This is a genomic window from Embleya sp. NPDC008237 (genome assembly GCF_042956465.1).
Classification (GTDB): Bacteria; Actinomycetota; Actinomycetes; order Streptomycetales; family Streptomycetaceae; genus Embleya.
In genome coordinates this window covers 1-17,681 of record NZ_JBIBGL010000027.1, presented here as the reverse complement: position 1 = coordinate 17,681, position 17,681 = coordinate 1, and the positions used below count along the sequence as shown (strand labels likewise).

6 protein-coding genes and 1 pseudogene are annotated in these 17,681 nt (G+C 71.7%); 1 reads left to right on the top strand and 6 read right to left on the bottom strand.

The features are described 5' to 3' along the window. Window positions 1-56: 56 nt before the first annotated feature. Window positions 57-1,341 (top strand): annotated as a pseudogene (locus ACFZBU_RS43455) (methyltransferase domain-containing protein). On the opposite strand, the gene ACFZBU_RS43450 reads toward ACFZBU_RS43455, so the two are convergent. The 6 genes from ACFZBU_RS43450 to ACFZBU_RS43425 form a co-directional block, all read right to left on the bottom strand. Beyond that, window positions 1,308-2,960, bottom strand: a complete 1,653-nt coding sequence (locus tag ACFZBU_RS43450; RefSeq protein ID WP_391589327.1) for a hypothetical protein — start codon at window positions 2,958-2,960, stop codon at window positions 1,308-1,310. The pseudogene ACFZBU_RS43455 and the gene ACFZBU_RS43450 sit on opposite strands and share 34 nt — an antisense overlap. Continuing rightward, a complete protein-coding gene (locus tag ACFZBU_RS43445) occupies window positions 2,957-6,835 on the bottom strand; it encodes a hypothetical protein (protein ID WP_391589326.1) in 3,879 nt (1,292 codons plus the stop codon). Before ACFZBU_RS43445 ends, ACFZBU_RS43450 begins: the two co-directional genes overlap by 4 nt. After that, window positions 6,832-9,315 carry a hypothetical protein gene (locus ACFZBU_RS43440; protein WP_391589325.1) on the bottom strand — a complete coding sequence of 828 codons (2,484 nt, stop codon included), beginning with the start codon at window positions 9,313-9,315 and terminating at the stop codon, window positions 6,832-6,834. The genes ACFZBU_RS43445 and ACFZBU_RS43440 overlap by 4 nt, the downstream gene beginning before the upstream one ends. Further along, window positions 9,312-14,852, bottom strand: a complete 5,541-nt coding sequence (locus ACFZBU_RS43435; protein WP_391589324.1) for a DUF6603 domain-containing protein — start codon at window positions 14,850-14,852, stop codon at window positions 9,312-9,314. The genes ACFZBU_RS43440 and ACFZBU_RS43435 overlap by 4 nt, the downstream gene beginning before the upstream one ends. Window positions 14,853-14,882: 30 nt before the next feature. After that, entirely contained in the window at window positions 14,883-16,253 is a 1,371-nt protein-coding gene (locus tag ACFZBU_RS43430) for a hypothetical protein (RefSeq protein WP_391589323.1), read from the bottom strand. Between the two features lie 835 nt (window positions 16,254-17,088). Continuing rightward, window positions 17,089-17,681 (bottom strand): hypothetical protein (locus ACFZBU_RS43425; RefSeq protein ID WP_391589322.1); only part of this gene is annotated, 593 nt, incomplete at its 5' end.

The window sequence follows — 17,681 nt, the reverse complement described above, 5'->3', positions numbered from 1 at the left end:
GGCCGGTCTACGGGGCTCCGTCGTCCTCCTCGACGCTGCCGGGCCTGGTGGTGGGCATGCCGGAGGATCTGGGTGTCGAGGACGGTGATCGTGTCCTGGAGATCGGCAGCGGCACCGGATACTCCACGGCGCTGCTGACCCGGCGTCTGGGTGACGTCGGTCGAGGTCGACGCGGAGGCCGCGAGCCGGGCCGCCGCCGCGTTGAAGGAGGCCGGGTTGCGGCCGCATCTGGTGGTGGGCGACGGCCTTGACGGCTCGCCGGACCGGGCACCGTTCGACCGAGTGGTCGCGACCTGTTCCGTGCGGGATAGCCCGCACCCATGGCTGGAACAGTGCCGGCCGGGCGCGGTGATCGTGGCCAATATCTGCGGTTGGCTCTACGCGTTCGGGCAGGCCCGCCTGACCGTGACCGGACCCGGGCACGCTGTCGGCGAGTTCCTGGCCGGGACGATCTCGTTCATGGTCGCCCGCCGGCACGTTCCGCCTGCCCTGGACACCCGTGCGGCTCTGGCGGCCGACGACGCGGGCCGCCCCACCGCCCTGGATTCCGGAATCCTGCGCGACTGGACCGGCCGATTCGTATTGCAAGGGGCGCTGCCGACCGCGCAGCAGGTCACTCTGCAAATCGGCGACGGCCCCTACCTGGACCACTTCATCGATGCCGAAGGCTCGCATGCCACCCTGTTGCCGCAGCCGGACGGAACATGGCGGGTGCGCCAGGGAGGCCCCCGCAGACTGTGGGACCTCGCGGAAGCGGCCGTGATGTCGTGGCGCGAGCAGGGCTCCCCGCCCATCGACGCGTTCCGCCTGCGGATCACCCCGACCGCCAGAGCGTCCATCTCCCGGGCAGCAACCTGTCTTGGGACCTGCCCATCGGCGGACGGTCGCAGCCGATGCGCACGGAGCCGATTTCCGTTCCGGGGCGAGGGGCGAGGATGGTCGGCCACACGCGGGGACGGTGCGTGCGGGGCCGGGTTGTACGCCGCGTGCCTGCACCGTTCGGGAAGGCCGGGTGCTCCGCCTGCTCATAGACGAGGCGGCGGAGCACGCGGCACTCGACCGCGCCTGCTCGACTTTGACCCCGCGATGGGTTTGACCGGTGCGGGTCCGACGGCGGGCCGGCGGTGGTCTCGATCGCCGCCGGCGGACCCGCCGGGGCGCCGTACCCGCACAATCGGGCCAGGGTGGCGAACCCCTCCTCGGCGTGGGCCGGTTCCCAATGCTTGGGTGGTCGCGGCTGGGCACGGACAGCCCTGCGCGTCGACCACTGGGCCACGCGTCGATTCTGGTCCGGCAGTGCGTCGGACTCAATCTCCGGACACGGTTGTCGTGGAGTTGTGATCGGCACCGTCGTTCAGGTCATGCGTGTCGGAGCCGACTGGGTCCGCGGTGGCGCCGTCGAGTTCGGTTGCGGATGCGCTCCTGTGGATGATTTTCCACAGGATCGGCACCCAAGCCCCCTGGACGGCCCTGTGGGCGAAGACCCTCAAATAGTCTCCGGAATCGACTTTGTCGTCGCAGAGGAGTTGTCCGCCGCGGTCCTCGTTGAGGAGGGAGATGGTGTCTCCTTCCCGGACGGCCCTCTTGTTCGCGACGGTGATGTTGTTGTCGACCGTCAGTCCGACTGCGCCGGTGATCTTGACGTTGCTGTTGATGGTCAGTGTTTCGCTGGGCGGGCCCTGTAGGTTCCTGATCCTGGTGATGCCGGTGTCGGTCAGGTGGACGTTTCCGTAGATCTTGAGTTCGTTCGAAGCCCCGTGGATTTCGCCGGCGTAGAGCTTCCCGTTGAAGGTGACTTCGCCGGCGGCGATGACCAGGGCCTCGTCTCCGGAGTCTCGGTATGGGCCGTACAGGGTCCGGATCCTGACGGCCTTTCCTGTCCCGGTCGCGGTGACGTGTCCCCTGGCGTCGAGGTCTCCGGTGATGTTGACGGGGCCGCCTGCGGTCAGGGTCTGGCCTTCGGCGACGGTGACGGGGCCGTTCGCGGTCAGGGTCTTTCCCTCGGCGACGGTGACGTTGCCGTCGGCCTGGAGCGCGTTGCTGACCGTGAGGGCCTCGAGGGTGGGGTTGGTGACGCAGACGGTGACGTGGTCCCAGCGGACGACGTGGCCGGAAGTGGGGGTAGGGGTGCTGGTCTTGAGGGCGAAGGTGGTGTCGCGGGTGAGGCCGGCGTCGATCGGCCAGCGGCTGCCGCCGGCGATCGCCTCGAGTTCGGCCTGGGTGGATCCGACGCGTTTGCCGTCGGCGTACAGCTCGTGACTATCGCCGCGTTGGTGGTGCCATTCCAGGACGATGGGAGCACCGGCGCCGATGTTCGTGGCCGGGGGTCCGCCGGTGCCGGTGAGGGCGACCAGGGCGCGGCCGATGCCGGGGTGGGGGTCGGATCCGCTGCGGAAGGGGAACTTCGCGACGTCGAGCTTCATGGTGTTGGGGACTTCGGGGAGGGGGCCTTCGGTGTCGGTGGCCCATTCCTCGATGTCGATCCGGGCAATGCCGCTCTTGGTGCTGACCTTGATGCCGGAGAGGTGGATGTAGAGGCCGTCGACCCTGATGTCGCGCCCGGAGCGCGGGATCACCTCGAAGCGCGCCACGGACGGCTCGGCGGCGGCTTCGTTGGTCGGGGCGAATACCGCGGTCTCGGCGGTAGGGATCGCGAGCAGGACGTCGGATTGGATGTCGACGACGGTCCATTCCGTCTCGGGGCTGACGTAGGCGTCGATGCCCTCGCCGGTGACGGCCAAGTCGCGGGCGTAGGAACCCACGGGCAACACTATGGCGATCCTGGAACACCGCACGGGGGTGTTGCCGCTGTTGGAGACGACGATGTCGATGTCGGCGAAGGCGTGCTCGTCCTCGGTGCCGGGGGTGATGCTCGGCGGGCTGGCGGTCAGCGGGTTGGGGGTCGTCGTCAGGGCGTAGGTCAGCTTGCAGTCCTGGGCGGTGCGTAGGGCGGTGGTCATCGGCGGGTTCCTTCGGTCTCGTCGGCGGGGGCGGGACGGAGTTGCAGGCGCCCGGTGCGCAGGGTCGGGGTGGGGCGGGGGTGTTGGGCCCGGTCGTCGGCGGCGTCGGTGGGGGTGGTGGTCCAGGTGTCGTCGTCGCGTTGGGCCCAGGTCCAGGTGCCGTGGCGGTCGGAGGGGCGGGGCACGGTGAGCGCGGCGGCTTCACCGGTGCGGGTTCCGTCGGGGTCCGTGGTGGTGGTGGCGGGGAGGGGGCCGAGGCGGAAGGAGACCGGGAGGGCGGCCAGGGGTGGTTCGACGAGTCGGGTGGGGAGTTTGATCTCGGCGGTGGGCAGGATGTCGGTGGTGGCGTGGACGGTGCCGCGGGGGTCGGCGAGGAGGGTGAGGAACGCCGCTTCGCGATCGTCCGGGTCGGAACCCGGTGGCCGAGCGGGCAGGGTCAGTGCCGCACCGGTGTCGATCGGTGCGAAGTAGGCGCGGCCCTCGTCGGGCAGTTCGTCGTGATCGAGAACGGTGTGAAGCAGCTTGTAGTCGGTGGTGCCGCGTGCGCCGCAGAAGTAGCCGACGAGGCCGTCGGCGAGTTCGTTGCGCTCCCCCAGTCGGATCGGCCACCGGTAGTGGGGGTAGGGCGGCGGTTCGGCCTCGCGCAGCTTCTGCCAGGAGGGGTCGGTTGGGGGCGGCCCGTCGAGGTCGAGTTGCAGCCTGACCCGGATCAGGGCGATGGGGCGTCCCAGAAGGACGCTGGGGGTCGCCGGTGGTGGGGTGCCGCCGGTGGGCGCGGTCGTGGACAGGGTCCGGTCGACGACCGTGAGCAGTGCGCGCATCGCGGCGGGCCCTCGTGCGGGAGCGCTGAGTTCGGTGAGGAAGGCGTGCAGGTGCGGGAATTCGTCGCGCAGGCGGTCCTGTTCGGTGTATTCGGAATAGGGCAGCGCGTGCCAGGTGACTCGCGCAGTGCCGTCGGAGGGCATGGTGGTGCGGAGTTCGCCCAGGGGGGCGCCGTCGGGTGCGTAGCAGTGCAGACCCTGGTCGAGGTGGGCGGGCACGAGCCAGGCCCCGACAGCGGTGGCGTCGGGGTCGGGGGTGCGGGCCAGGGGGGTGTGGTCGTCGAGGGCGTCGAGGAGGGTGAAGCGGGCGCGGGCGGGTTGGAGCAGGCGTGGGGTGAGTTGCGCGAAGCGGTACCAGGTCGGCGGGTGGATGGTGCGCAGGCCGTCCTCGGGCCGGTCGGGGTTCTCGGGGGTGGGGGTGAGCTCCTCGGGGAGTTCGGGGGCGAAGCGGCGGGCGGGCGTGCCCGGGGCGATGACGTCGCCGGGCTCGTCGTCGTCGAAGTCCAGGGCACGCGGGTCCGGATAGATCGCCGGGAGGGCGTGGCCGAAGCGGTCGATGACGGCGAGGCGCTCGAACGCGAACTGCCCCGCCCGCAGAGGCTGATAGAGGGACGGGTTCCAGCCCTCGAAGGGGTGGGGGCGGTGGCCGGGATTGGGCGGTAGGACGCGGCCGGCGGCTTCGGCGAGCGCGGTGCGCAGGTCGGGGTCGAGGTCGTGGTGGGGGTTGATGACGGCGGGGGTGTGGCCGCGGGCGGTGAGTTGTTCGGTGAAGCCGACCATCTGCTGGGAGAACAGCTCGCCGTCGTCGGCCTGACGGGCGAGCGCGCGCAGGGCGCCCGCGGCGGGGCCGGGGTGGGTGCGGGCGTACTGGCGCAGCGCGGCGGCGTCGGTGCGGCCGGGGGTGGGGGTAAGGAATTGTCGGCCGCGCAAGGTCAGGGGCACGGGGTGGGCGCCGGTGCCGCGCCAGTGGTAGCGGTCGCCGTCGAAGTCCCAGTTCGCCCGGTCGGGTTCGGAGCCGTCGGGGTCGCCGTGCCATTCGATGGGGAAGTAGTCGACCTTCCACTCGAAGAACAGCGGCGACCACGGTTGGCGCCACTGCTGGGTGTATGCGCCGGGGGTGCCGACGGCGTTGGCGTGCGGGTCGCGCATGGCGTCGGCGAGGGCTTGGACCTGGCCGGTGTGGCCGGTGACGGCCGCGAGGCGGGGGGCGTTGGAGGAGGCGAGGTGGAACAGCTCGCGCACCAGGGCGTCCAGGGCTCCGGAAAGCCCGTCGGGTGCGGGCATGTTGGCCGGCTCCGGGGTCTGGGCTTGTGTCGCGGACACCGGTCGGCCGGCGACGGTGACGCCGGTGATCAGGCGATCGGGCCAGCGGCAGGCGAGCGGCGGGTTCTCGTCCTCCTCCTCTTCGTCCCAGGTCCCGGGGGGCACGCTGTAGGGGTCGATGTCGAGGGGGGTGGGGGGTGTGGGTTTGTCCTCGGTGCCGCGGATGACGACGACGGGATCGTTGGGCAGTTGGAAGTCGGGCAGGACGGCGCGTTTGAGGACGACCTCGTCCCGGGGCAGGCCGTGTTCGGTTTGGTATCCGCGAATGGCGGCGTCGAGGGTTTTCGGGGTGTCACCCCACGGAACGTCGGCACGTGCCCTGGTGACCGCGTCGCGACGGGCGACGGCTTCGCCGGTGGCTTCGCGGACCAGTTCGTTGAGGTCTTCGCGGTAGGCGCCGTCCGCTTCTCCGGGTGCGTCGGGGACCTTGGGCAGGTTCGCGGCCCACCACAGGTCGTACAAACGGCGTTGCGCGGCGACGAGGTCGCGCATCGCGGTGTCGTGGGTGGCCTGGTCGGTGTTGAGGCGCGCCAGGGCCGTCGTGTGTGCGGCGCGGGTTGCCCTGGATCGGCGGCGCGTGGTGCGCGGCGGCGGGGCGTCGTCGCCTTGGGGGGCGGCTTCTTCCAGGACCCAGGTGTAGCCCGCGGGGGTGGGGGTGAACCAGGAGGCGTGCAGGGCGCGTTCGGCCGAGAACTCGCCGTCGGCCTCGTCGAGGAGGTCGAGCACCCCGGCGTGCAGCGCGGTGAGCAGCGCGGCGACGTCCGGTGGCTCCCCCGCGCGGTGGGCCGCGTGTTCGCGTAGGGCGCCGGTGGCGTGTGCGGTGGTGTTGCCGAGGGCGACGGTGATGCAGTCGGGGCGTTTCGAGTCGGGCATGCCGCCGGCGCGTTGCCAGCGCACGTCCAGGACGGTGCCGTGGCACAGGGTCCGGGCGGAGACGGGCGCGGTGCCGTTCGCCGCCCAGTTCAGGGCGTCCATGCGGGCTTGGAGGTTGCCGGTGAGGGGGTCGCTCGTGGGGTCGCTGTACCAGCCGGCGACGAGGTAGTTCAGGCGCCATTGGATGGTGGGGTCGAGGTCGGTGAGGCGGTCGTGGATGGAGAACACGTCGGTGTTGTAGGGCTGGTAGGCGGCAAACGTCGCCAGACCGGGACCCACCGCGGTGAGGAACATGCCGCCGGCCGGGGTCCCCGGCTCGGTCCAGGCACCGGTCGCGAGGTCGATGCGGCGGCCGATGCGGGTGAGGCTGCCGTCGCGGGGGTGGAGGTAGGGGCTGGCGCCGTGTTCGGGGTCGAGGTGGTCGCTCTCGACGATCCAGCCGCTCTCCGTGCGCGCTCCGGACGCGGTGGCGACCGCTTGGCGGACGACCAGCCACCTGTTGGGCACCTTCGGGAACTTCGGCCCGGTCTCTCCCTCGTCCGCTTTCCCGGTGTCGTGCTCGGGGTCGGGGTTGGGTGTCTCGTCGATTCCGGCGGTGAGGGCGTCGGGGAGTTGCCAGTGCAGGTAGACGCCCTCACGGTCGGGGTCGGCGTTGAAGCCCAGGTCGGTGTTGGAGAACGGTGGGGGCTCCGGGGACAGGTGCAGTCGGGTCAGCGCGTAGTTCGCCTGCCAGCGCTGGAACACCTCCGCTTGGCGCACGCGCTCGTTGACGGTCAGTGCCTCCACCCGCATGGGCACGATCAGCGGTCGGTTTGGTGCGGCGGCTGGGGTGGGCGCGGGGCTTCGGGGGTCGGTCACTGCGCGTTCCTGCCCGTCGTCGAGGTCTGCGGCGTGGTCGGGGCCGCGCGGGTGATGAGTTGGCGGCGTGGGGTGTTGACGAGTTGCACGGCCAGGCCCGCCGGCCCGAACCCGGCGGCCGCGGACTGCTCCAGATCGAGCAACCGGGTCTTCAGCGCACCCAGCAGCGCCGCCGGCTCTGCCGGGCGCAGGTCCAGGATCGCCGGGCTGCCGGAGGGGTCGGGGCGCAGGTACGCGTCGAGGCCACCGGTGCCTGCGGGGGCGGGGAACGCGTGGCCGCCGAGTTCCTGGGCGACGGGGGCGTCCAGCCGTCGCAGGCCGATGACCCGGACGCCGCCGGAGGCGGTGTCGATGCCGAAGGACAGGCCCTCGGGGGGTTCGGCGAGTTCGATCTCGTCGGGGACGTCGGCGAACAGGACGAGCAGGACGTCGGAGGCGAGCGTGTCCTGGCGCAGTACCCGGATCGGTGTGCGGGTCGGTTCGTGGCCGCGGTAGGGCCGCACGAGGAGTCCGGGGCATTCGTGGACGAGGGCGGAGCGGATCAGGACGCCGGCGCGCGGCGGGTCGGCGTTGCCGCCGTGGGCCCAGGGGGCGGCCATGTGGGTGATGTCGGTGTCGTTGTCGCCGGTGATGGCGATGCCCGCCGCCCCCGCGGCCAGGGCGGTCGGCCAGCCGGCGTCGACGTGGAACAGGCGCAACGACTCGGCGGGCAACATGCGTTCGTCGGGGACCAGGTCGGCGAACGGCACGCCGTGCAGCAGCCGTAGGCGGTCCAGCCAGGCGACGATCGGGGCGCCTTCGAGGGCGAGGAGGTCGGCGAGCGCGGTGCGCATCGCTGCGGGCGGGTCGGCGAGCAGGTTCGCCGCGCGGGCGGCTCTCCCCTGTCCCCGCCGCCCGGGTGCCGCGCCTCGGCGCCGTGGCGTGGGGGGTGGGGTGTTGCGGGCGTTGGCGGGGTGGGTGGCCGCGCGGAGCAGTCGGGCGGCGGAGCCGTCGGCGACGAGGTCCTCCAGCAGTGTGCCGAAGGGGCGGTGGCCGAGCGCGCGGGTCTGCCGGGCCGTGAAGGCGGCCTGTTCGACGTCGGCCTCGGTGTCAGCGGCTGCTTCGGTTTCGGTTAGGGGGGTCGCGTCGGTGCCGGTGGCCGCGTGGGCTTCGGCGGCGGTGTCGGTGGGGGTGGGGGGTTCGGCGGCGTCCAGGCCGGGGGCTGTGAGGCGTTGGGCCATGGCGGCGGCGCGGGCGCGGGCCTTGGCGTGCCAGGCGGTGAGCATGGCGGTGAAGTCCGCGTCGGCCAGCGCCAGCGCGCGGCCCAGTGTCCAGGCCGCGGCGCGGCTCGTGTCGAAGACGCCCCACGCCTGTTCGTAGGCCAGGAGTTGGGCGGCGCTGGTCCAGCCCTCCTCGGGGGTGGGGGGCAGGGGTTGGGCGGGTTCGGCGGTGAACGGGCCCCGGTACCAGGCGTAGGTGTCCTCGCCGGTCTCCACGCGGTAGGGCAGGGGGATGTGCCCGGAGGCCAGGCGTGCGTGGGCCGCGGTGTGGGCGGCTGGGTCGGCGCCGGGTGGGGGTGTGGGTGGTGCTTGGGGCAGGCGCAGCAGGAGGTCGCGTTTGTTGTCGTTCTGGTCGCGGAGGAAGTTGCGGACGCGTCCGGGGAAGCCGCCTGCCTCGTCGGGGATGCTGGTGAACGCCCAGCTGTGGAGTGCGGCGAGGCGGATGCGTACGTGCGCGGTGAGGGTGCCGTCGTCGGCGTTCTTCAGGATCGAGCGGCAGCCTTCGAGGGAGACCAGGTGGGCGCTGTATCGGGTCTCGGTGGTGCGGTCGGGCAGGCGGGAGGCGACCACGACGGCGAATTCGCCCTCGGCGAGTTGTTCGCCGCGCAGGCCCGGGTCGGGGCGGACGTCGCGCACGTGCAGGAGGTGGCGCAGTTCGTCGGTGCGCGGGACGACGGTCTGGAAGATGTCGCCGGGGATGTCGACGGTGGCGCAGGGCGCGTCGGGGTCGCCTTCGATCTGCTGCTCGCCGATGCCGGGGTGGCGGATGCCGGGGGCGTCGGTGAGGAGTTGCCGTGCGGTCATGGTGGTCGTCGCCGCGTCGGCCCCGGGGTCGTCGGGGAGCTCGCCTTGGGCGAACAGCAACAGGGCCAGCCACGGTGCGGTGGGCTCGGCGCGGTCGGTTTCCGCGAGGTGGCGTTTCCACGGCAGGAGGGGGTCGGTGAGGGTGACGTGGGCCAGGGTGGTGGTGAAGTCGGCGGCGGCGTGCGGTGCGGGGTTGACCGCGTGGACCAGTTCGGGGTCGAGGGCGAACTGTGGGGCGCGGACCTCGAAGTCCTCGTGGACGGGGTCCAGGTAGGTGCCGGTGTCCAGGTCGGTGATGGTCTGGGTGGCGGTGATGCGGAACTTGCCTGCGGGCACGGCGGGTTCGCGGTTGTCCTGGAACCGCAGGACGAAGCCGGGGTCCGCGAGCGGTGCGCGGTCGTCGAGCTGGTCCGTCATCGGGCGGTTCCTTCCGGGGCGATCGGCGTGAACGCGGTCTGGGTGGACGCGGTGGCCGTGAACAGGGTGAACAGGGCGGCGGAGGCGACCGTGCCCGCGGGCAGGTTCCACCGGTCGACGACGTGCGGGCCGCCCGTGTCGCCGATCTCGACGACGGCGATGGCCGCGTCGGCGCACACGAGGTACGCACGTGCGGCGTCGGCGGAGAAGGCGATCGCCAACGGTGCCGCGTCGAGGGTGAGCGTGCCGCGCGGGGTGGCGCCGTCGACGACGGACACGGCCGCGGCGTGCAGGACCCAGCGGCGGTTGCGCGGGTCCAGGGCCAGGGCGACGGGCGCCGTGTCCAGGGCCACGTCGGAGACCAGGCGTGTGCTGCCGGGAGTGCCGTTCTGGACGGCGAACGTCGCCAGGTGCCCGGCGCCGTCGGGATACGCGCGGGCCAGCACGGCCTGGTTGTCGGTGTCGACGAGCATGGCCTTCGCGGTTCCCTTCTTCGGGAAGCGGTAGGGCTCGTAGTGCTTCGTGGCGGGTGGGCGCGGGCGGACCTGGACGATCCCGTTGCCGCCCTGCTCGGAGCCGTAGACGAACAGCACGTCCTGTCCCGGGACCGCCGACACCCGCAGGGGCGCCGAGGGTTCCGGGACGTGCCCGATGTAGATGCCGGTCTCGGTGTCGAACGCGGCGGTCTTGCTGGTGTTCGTCTCGACGGTGTACAGGCGCCCGGACTCGGCGTCCACCGTCAGCGCGTCGATCCGGTTCAGCCCGGCGTCGTACGCGTCGGTGGCGACCGGTTCACGAGCGCCGGTGAGGTCGACGGACACGGCGGCGATGGACTGTGCCGCCGGGGCTGCGGCAATCAGGCGTGTCGCGTCGCGCTTGAGGGCCAATACCTGGGCCCGTGCACGGAGGTCGGTGGTCAGCGGCGGGCCCAGGCGCAGGGTGGCGTTGTCGAGGACGTCGAGCCGACCCGCCGCGGTACCGGCGATGTACAGGCGGGCGCCGTCGGGTGTGGCGGCGGTGAGGTAGGGGCCTGGTGCGAGGCCGCGGGCGCGTCCCAGGAGGGTGCCGGTGTCGGGATCGACGGCGAGTACCGAGGCGGTGGTGTCGTCCAGGACGAGTAGGGCCGACTCGGGCGGGGGCGGGGCGGTGTCGTGCGTGAGCAGGAGCGGGTCGGCGTCCAGGCCCACGGTCCGGGCCTGTTCGGCGTACGAGCCGAGGGTGGCGTTGGGCAGGTCGTCGTGCCCCAACAGTCCCGCGAGGGCGCCGTGCAGGCGGGTGCGGGCGGCGGAGGAGGACAGGGTGGCGAGGTGGTCGGCGACCACGGCGACGCCCGCGCCGGCCGGCGTCGGCACGCGCACCGGTGAGCCGGTGGGCGGGTCGGCGGGGTCGAGCGGCATCGGGGCGTCCGGGGGAAGCCTCTCCCAGAGGAGGTCCCGCTCGGCGATCGGGCCGAGGTCCTGCCCGTTCACCTGGTGCGGGGGCACGGTGATGCGCAGGCCGGTGAGGTGGGTGAGCATGGCCTCGTGGCCGGGCTTGAGGGCGTCCTCGGCCTTGACGGCCGGGTCGCCCCACACCGAGAACGGCACCCGCCCGTACTGCGGTTCGACGATCCACCGGTCCAGGCCCGGGACTGCGCGCCAGGCCTCTTGCCGGCCGGCGTCGGTGGGCTTGTATTCGACGCGCACGTGCAGGAGGCCGTCCAGGCCGGTCAGTCCCATCGGCCGGATGTCGACGCCCTTCTCGCCCACGTCCTCGCGGGTGTCGAACCGGACGCGTCTGGTAGGCACGACCGTTTCGACCGCGAAGGAGAACGCGGCGGGGTCCACCAGCCACGGCTCCTCCCCCGCCTCCACCCGCGCGGCCCGCAGCTCCGGATCGGAGTCCGCGTCGGTGAGCAGGCCGGTCGACGCGGTCACCGTCAACGGCACCTGTTCCGGCAACAATTGCGCGGCGAACTCGGGCCAGGTCAGCGGGGGCGGGCTCAGGTGTTGGGCGCCGAAGCGCACGGTGACGGTGATGAACACGAACTTCGCGGTGACCGTGCCGCCGGTCGGCGGCCCCCACAAGTCGAGCGAGGCGCCCAACTCGCCGCGCAGGGTGAACAGCAGTTTGACCTTGACGCCCACGCTGATCGAGATCCCCGCGCGGAAACTCAACGGGGCCCACTGGACGAGGATGTCGGCCTTCGCCGTCAACCACGCCTCCACGTTCCCCGACCGGTAGCGCACGTCCAGCATCCCGCCGGCCATCACCGCGTTCGGGGTGAGCGCGAAGTAGGAGCCGCCGGTGATGCTGACCGAGCCCAGCGACCAGGAGAACCCCAACCGCGGCACCACCGGGAAATGCGCGGGGACCTTGTAGTGGGGGTGGTAGCCGCCGACGGTGACCACGAAATCCCCCGCGTACGCGCTGCGGCCGGACCACAGGTAGAACGCGAAACCGCCGGTGAGCACACACGCGGGGTCGATCACGTAGGAGTCGACGAGCTGCGCGGTGACCGCGAGTTCACCCCGCTTGGACTGGTACACCACCCGCAGATCGACGCCGATGCGGGCGTAGGCGGTGCCGGTCTTGGGGAAACTCGCGTTCGCCCGGCCGATCAACGCCAGCGTGAGATCGTTCCCGGCCTCCAGGAGCAGCAGCACGCGGGTGCGGACGAACTCGAACGAGGTGAAGTCCAGGCCCCCGGCCAGCCAGATCTGGCCCTGGGTCGGTTTCACCCACGGGTTCTGGCCGCCGGTGAGGAGCGTCAGGACCTGGAGGGGGTCGGCGGGGAAGTCGTCGTCGTCCAGGCCCTTGACGAGCGGGAACGTCCCGATCTCGTGTTGTTCGGGGATTCGCACGCTCGACTGGTAGCCGAAGCCGAGGGCGAAGCCGGTCACGTGGAACGGCGGCGGCCCTCCGAACGGGACGGCCGCGCGCCCGAACACGAACAACGACACCTGCCCGTGTTGCGACTTCTGGTAGGAACCGATCGCCAACACGCTCAGCTTGGGGGCCAGTTCCACCGTCAGCGAGCCCTGGACCAACACCGGCCACTCGGGCGGATCCGGGCGACTTACCAAGGCGCCCGCGACGTGCAACGGCGGGCGTTCGAAACCCACGCCCAAACCGTCCAGGCGGGTGCGTACCGGGAAGGCGTCGTCCTCGCCGTTCAGGTCGATGCCCAGGCCCAGGCCCGCCACACCGATCGTCACCCCCGCGGCGGACAGGGACGCGTCGACCATGAGCCACATCGTGCCCTTTGTGTAGGCCAGACCGATCCTGGCCACGTGCAACGGACCGAACGCACGACCCACGTCCAGCCAAGCGCCGGGGGCGGTGGACGGCTGCGGGGGCGAGGAGGTTCGGGCGGGTTCCAGGGCCGGGGGCTTACCCGGCGGGCGTGGGCCCGCGAGTTGGAACGACATCACCGATCGCGCGAGGCCCGGGAGTGTGTAGTCGACCGCCAGCCACGTGCCCGCGCCCAAGCTGCCGGCGCCCGGCTCCAGCGCTGGCAGAGTCAGCTCCGACCCGGCCGCGACGATCGCCGCGTTCAGCCCCGCCACCAGCGGCGCGGGCACCGGGGCCGAGGTGTACAGGAGTCGGATTCCGTGCAGCATCAGATCCGCGGCGGGCGGGATCATGCCCTCGAGCAGCGGCAGCGACGACAATCCGGTCTCCGCGGCCACCACGACCTGCACGGCGGTGACCCGGCGGCCCTGTGGATCCCGGCCGGACGCGACCACGACCCGGAGGGGGTCGACGGCGGCGGAGAACACGGTGCGGCCGCCCACCGAGTCGTACACGATCCCCAGTGACCGCAGCGCCGGCCGCAGTGCGGCGGGCCACACCTGCTCCGCCGCGTCGATGCCGTCCACGCCGACCGCGGCCAGCATCGCGAACAGGGGCACCGCCCGGTCCGTGGCGTTCCAGCGGGCACTCCACGCCGTGCCCGTGCCGCCGTGATCCAGCTCCATGTCCAAACGCATCGGGTAAGGGGTGTCGTCGAGGGCGACGACCAGGTCCAGGGATCCGGAGAACGTGACGCTCGGCTTCCCTGCGCCGTCCCTGGCGACCTGAGCGTCGAGGGTGAACGCGGCGCGGTTGCCTGCGTCGCCCAGCGGAAGCGTTCCGGTGAGGGTCACCGACCCGGCCGGCTTGGAGTTCAGCGCGACGTGGACCTCGGTCAGTTCCAGGCCCGCGAGGGAACCCGGCAACGGCACGTCGAACGTCGTGGCGAACCACCCGGCCACCGCGTCCAGGCCGATGCCGTAGGCGCTCCCGGCGACGGCCCAGCCGTCGGCGCCGCGGCGGGCCTCCAGGATCAGCGGCACACCGTCCAGGTCGACCACCCCGGTCACGGCCACGTCCGTGGCCGCGCCACCGTGGGTCAACTGCAGCGACAGTTCCTCGAGTTCGAGGCCGTCGGCGAACTCCCAGTTCGTGTCAAGCGCGAGCGCGAGGGTGTACACGCCGGATCGGGGCGCGCACCCCACCGCGAGACGACGCAGGGCGATACCCGAGGGCAGGCCGGTCCCCTCGAGGGAATCACCGATCAGGTCAGCGCCACCGGTCGGATTCGACACGGACGCGGTCAGGTAGACGTCGGGAAAGGTGGCCGCCGCCTCCAGGACGTATCCGCCGTCGAGACGGCATCGCCCGGACAGTCCGCCCCGTAGCAGGGGAGCAGCCGCGAGTCCCCCACCGGGTGGCCCGGATTCGAGCGGCCCCGCGGCGGCCAGCCAGCCGGCGCCGCCCGGGGCGGGTGCGGGTGTGGCGGTCATCAGGTGCAGCCACAGGCGTAGTTCGTCCAGGGTCAGGACGCCCGGCAGAACCGCCCAGTCGGAGGTGTCCAGGCGCAGGTCGAGCGTGATCTCGCGGAAGCGTCCGGTTCGGGTGTCGAAGGCGCCGCCGATGCTGACCAGGGACAGCGAGGACAGGATGTCCTGGATCTCGTCCGGGAGCGCGGCATCCCCGAGAACCTCGGCGTCCACGAAGGGAAGCGCGGCCAGCGACGTCAGCGAGGCGAACGTGAGGCGGTCGGCGAAGTACCCGACCACGCGCCACACCCCGGTCAGTTCCTGCTGCGCCATCAGCAGGTGCTCGGCGCGGCCCGCTCCGGCGAAGGCGAGGGCCGCCATCGCACCGGGCACCAGGACGCCCTCCTCGTTCGGCGTCGCCAGCAGCGCGAGCGCGGCGGAGGCGAACCCCAGGGCGGACAGGGAGCTCAGGTCGCAGGTGAGGTAGGGCAGATCGATCTGCCAGGTCGGCCAGGTCGCGACGACCTCGACGCCGATGACGGCGAGACCGTCGTCGTCCGTCAGGAATCGTGCGATCGCCGGTAACCGCCCCGATTCGACGCCCGGCAGGGCGAGATCCCCCGAGACGCTGAGCCCGGCGCTGTCGCCGGTCGCGTCGGCGAAGTCCAGATCACCGCCCAGGTAGTCGGTGAACAGCGGTTCGGCGTCCGCGATATCCAGCGTCTCGGCCGACAGCACGAAATCCTTCGATGCCGAGTCGAGAAGGTGCCTCAACTCGCAAATCGGCATACCCATACGGATGTTCCCCCTTCGTCTGGCGGAGCGTCAGGTCTGCACCGGCGACGACCGGACGCCGGGCCGGGCCAGATACGTCTGTTCCGCCGGCCCCCACCGAAAGACCGGGCCGGTGTTGCGCTTGGGCGGGGAAACCCTGTCCACCCACAGCGACTCCTCCGCACCGGGGGCGTTCTCGCGTGTACCGAAGCTGAACCACTCGCCCGCGTCCGCAGGCGTCTTTCCCGCACGGAACACCCAGAACTCGGGGTTGCGGCCGTCGGCGCTGCCGGCGCGAGGCCAGTAGGCGACCAGAGTGTGGCCGGTGTCCTTCTCCCACAACTGCAGGGCGTACTCGGTACCGCCGGGAGTCGCGAACCCTTTGAGGGTCTGGATGCTGAGGATGGTGCGACGGATCCCTCTGCGCACTGCCCCGGTGCCCAGAGCGAGGAGGGTCCAGATGGGGGGTGCCTGGGCGCCGGGAGGAGCCGGGTAACAGGGATTGTCGCGTTCGGTCCACCAGAATACCGGGGCGGTGTCGCTGGCAGGCCGGCTCTGCGCCTTGACGTTGAACGTCGGCTTGTCCGCATCCGGGGCCCCGTCCGCCTGGAGAGCCCACACCGCGACATACTCGGGAAACTCACGCGTCTGCCCGAAGGATCGAAGCCAGAAGTCCGGCTTCCGCCCCGGCGCCTGCGCCACCCACGTCGCGTCACCACCATCGATACCGGACACAAACTTGAAGGGAACACCCGGTTTGAGATCGGCGGTCGCAGTAGCCCTGAAATCGCACTCGCGGCCTTCGATGCCCGTCGGCGCCTCACGCAGCCAAAAACGCGTCACCTGATCCGCAGGAACACCATCCGGACGCCCGGCGGGAGGCCGCACCATCCGCGTCGGACCATTCGACGAGTCCTGGTCCAGCCAGTGGAACACCGGCCCTTGGTCCCGCTTCGGCGCGGCCGCACGAGCAACCCACAACTGCGGGCGCTCCCATTTCTCACCCAGATTCTCCCGAACCCCCAGAGCGAACCACTCCACCTGCCCGCCGGTCTGGATCTCACGACGCACCCAAAAACTCGGAAACCGCCCCTCCGACGTCCCCGCACGAACCCAATACGCGCCGAACCGCCAATTCTTCCCATGCAGATCCAAAACCAGATCCGCACTACCCGGCACACCAAAAGCAGGCAACCGCTGAATTATGAATGTGAAGTCGTTTTCGGCGACGAGGTCTCGGCCGAGCCACTCGCGCACGGTGCTCGCCGACCGACCGCCCCCGGCCTGGGCACCGTGCCCATCCCCGGTGGGCGCCGAAGCGGGTGCGTGCACCGTCGGCACCACCGGTTGCGCCGCACCCGCGCCCCCGGCAAACAGCCCCCGACCGCCGCTCCGGAACACGGCCTTCTCGGACAACGCCACGAATCCCCCTCGTCGTCGGTCATCCCAAGACCTGCGCACACGTCACCGGGCAGGCCCCGACCCCACAACCCACCACGCGCCCCGCCTCACGCACGACACCCGCAACCACTCGCCCGGCATCGCACACACGCCCCCGACCTGCCTGCTCGCGCCCACGCCTGACCACCCACCCCGAACCGGCGGGGACACGCGATCCTGACACGCCACCAACCAGGCGGGAACCCACCGAGCGAAGCTGACCGGAACTGTCCGACACATGACCGGATCAACGCCGCCGCCCCCGCGCGGGGCCGCAGGAAACGACCGTCCCGGGCACCGGACGGACCCTCGCCCGGCAGCTCCTCACATCCGACGCGTGGGCGCCGCGGAGCCAGGGCCCGCGACCCAACCCGCCGAAGGGGGCACCCGACATACGGGTCGCGGACGGCCCGGACGTCATGGTCTCGACGGCTGCTCGACCCGGGACCACGAGTACGTGCTCCACGCCGCCGCGAGGACCGGGTTGTCGCGGCCGGCGCGGCCGCCGGTCGCCTGGCGCAGCGTCCACCCGCGAGCGCGAGCGGCCGCCTGGAGGCGCTCCACCTGCGGCCGCGCGTGATCACCGGCGACGGCGAACGGGGATGGGCGCCGGGCGGACCGTACCGGCGGATCGTGTGCACGTGTTCGGGCCAACGTCTGAACCGCCTACGGCACGCTGCGCCTGGACGTCGACACCGACAGCAGCGCGCGGAGCCGGTTCGGGCCCGGCGGGGCGTTCATGGCCATGCGCGGCCACCGCTCCCCGTCACCCACGTCGCCGACGTCGTCCGCCCCGACCACCGGCCCCAGAAGCCTCCTACCCGACGAAGGCCGAACAGGTCGGGCTGCACCCGTACTTCGAGGACATCGACGACGACACCTGGCTCGACGCCGCCGTCTTCCAGATCCCTTCCTCGAACGCGCATTCGCGAACGGACAGGACGCCGCCCGGAGTCGCCATCCGGTTCTCCGTCGCGCCACCGACCCACTGGTTCCCCGTCCTGACCGCCCGGGTCCAACTGCACTTCACCGAACTCGGCCTTGCGAAGCGATACACCTCCCTCGCTGGCACGGAACTGAGCAGCATCGCCCAGCGGCTCTCGGAACTGTTCGCCGTCGGCGGGGCCACCCTCATGCGCAAACACCTCGCCGCCGAAACGGAGAGCAGGCAACACGACCAGCGCAACAGCTGGCGCACTGCGACATACACGGCCATCGCCGCCGACGACTGGTTCTGCAAACGGGGATTCGCCCAGCCCTGACCCCGACACCCGGTCGAGTCCGACTCGGCGCGTGGATCAACGACCAACGCGCATGACGAAGCTCGCTGTTCGTCGAACGGGAGCAGCCGACGACGAATCTCGGTGTACGAGCCGGCCATGACGCGGAGCAATTCGTGGGCGACCCGTG

Bases quoted from the DNA above. Each gene is read 5' to 3' on its own strand.
- ACFZBU_RS43450 (WP_391589327.1), bottom strand. From the start codon at position 2,960: ATGACCACCGCCCTACGCACCGCCCAGGACTGCAAGCTGACCTACGCC.
- ACFZBU_RS43440 (WP_391589325.1), bottom strand. From the start codon at position 9,315: ATGACGGACCAGCTCGACGACCGCGCACCGCTCGCGGACCCCGGCTTC.
- ACFZBU_RS43435 (WP_391589324.1), bottom strand. From the start codon at position 14,852: ATGGGTATGCCGATTTGCGAGTTGAGGCACCTTCTCGACTCGGCATCG.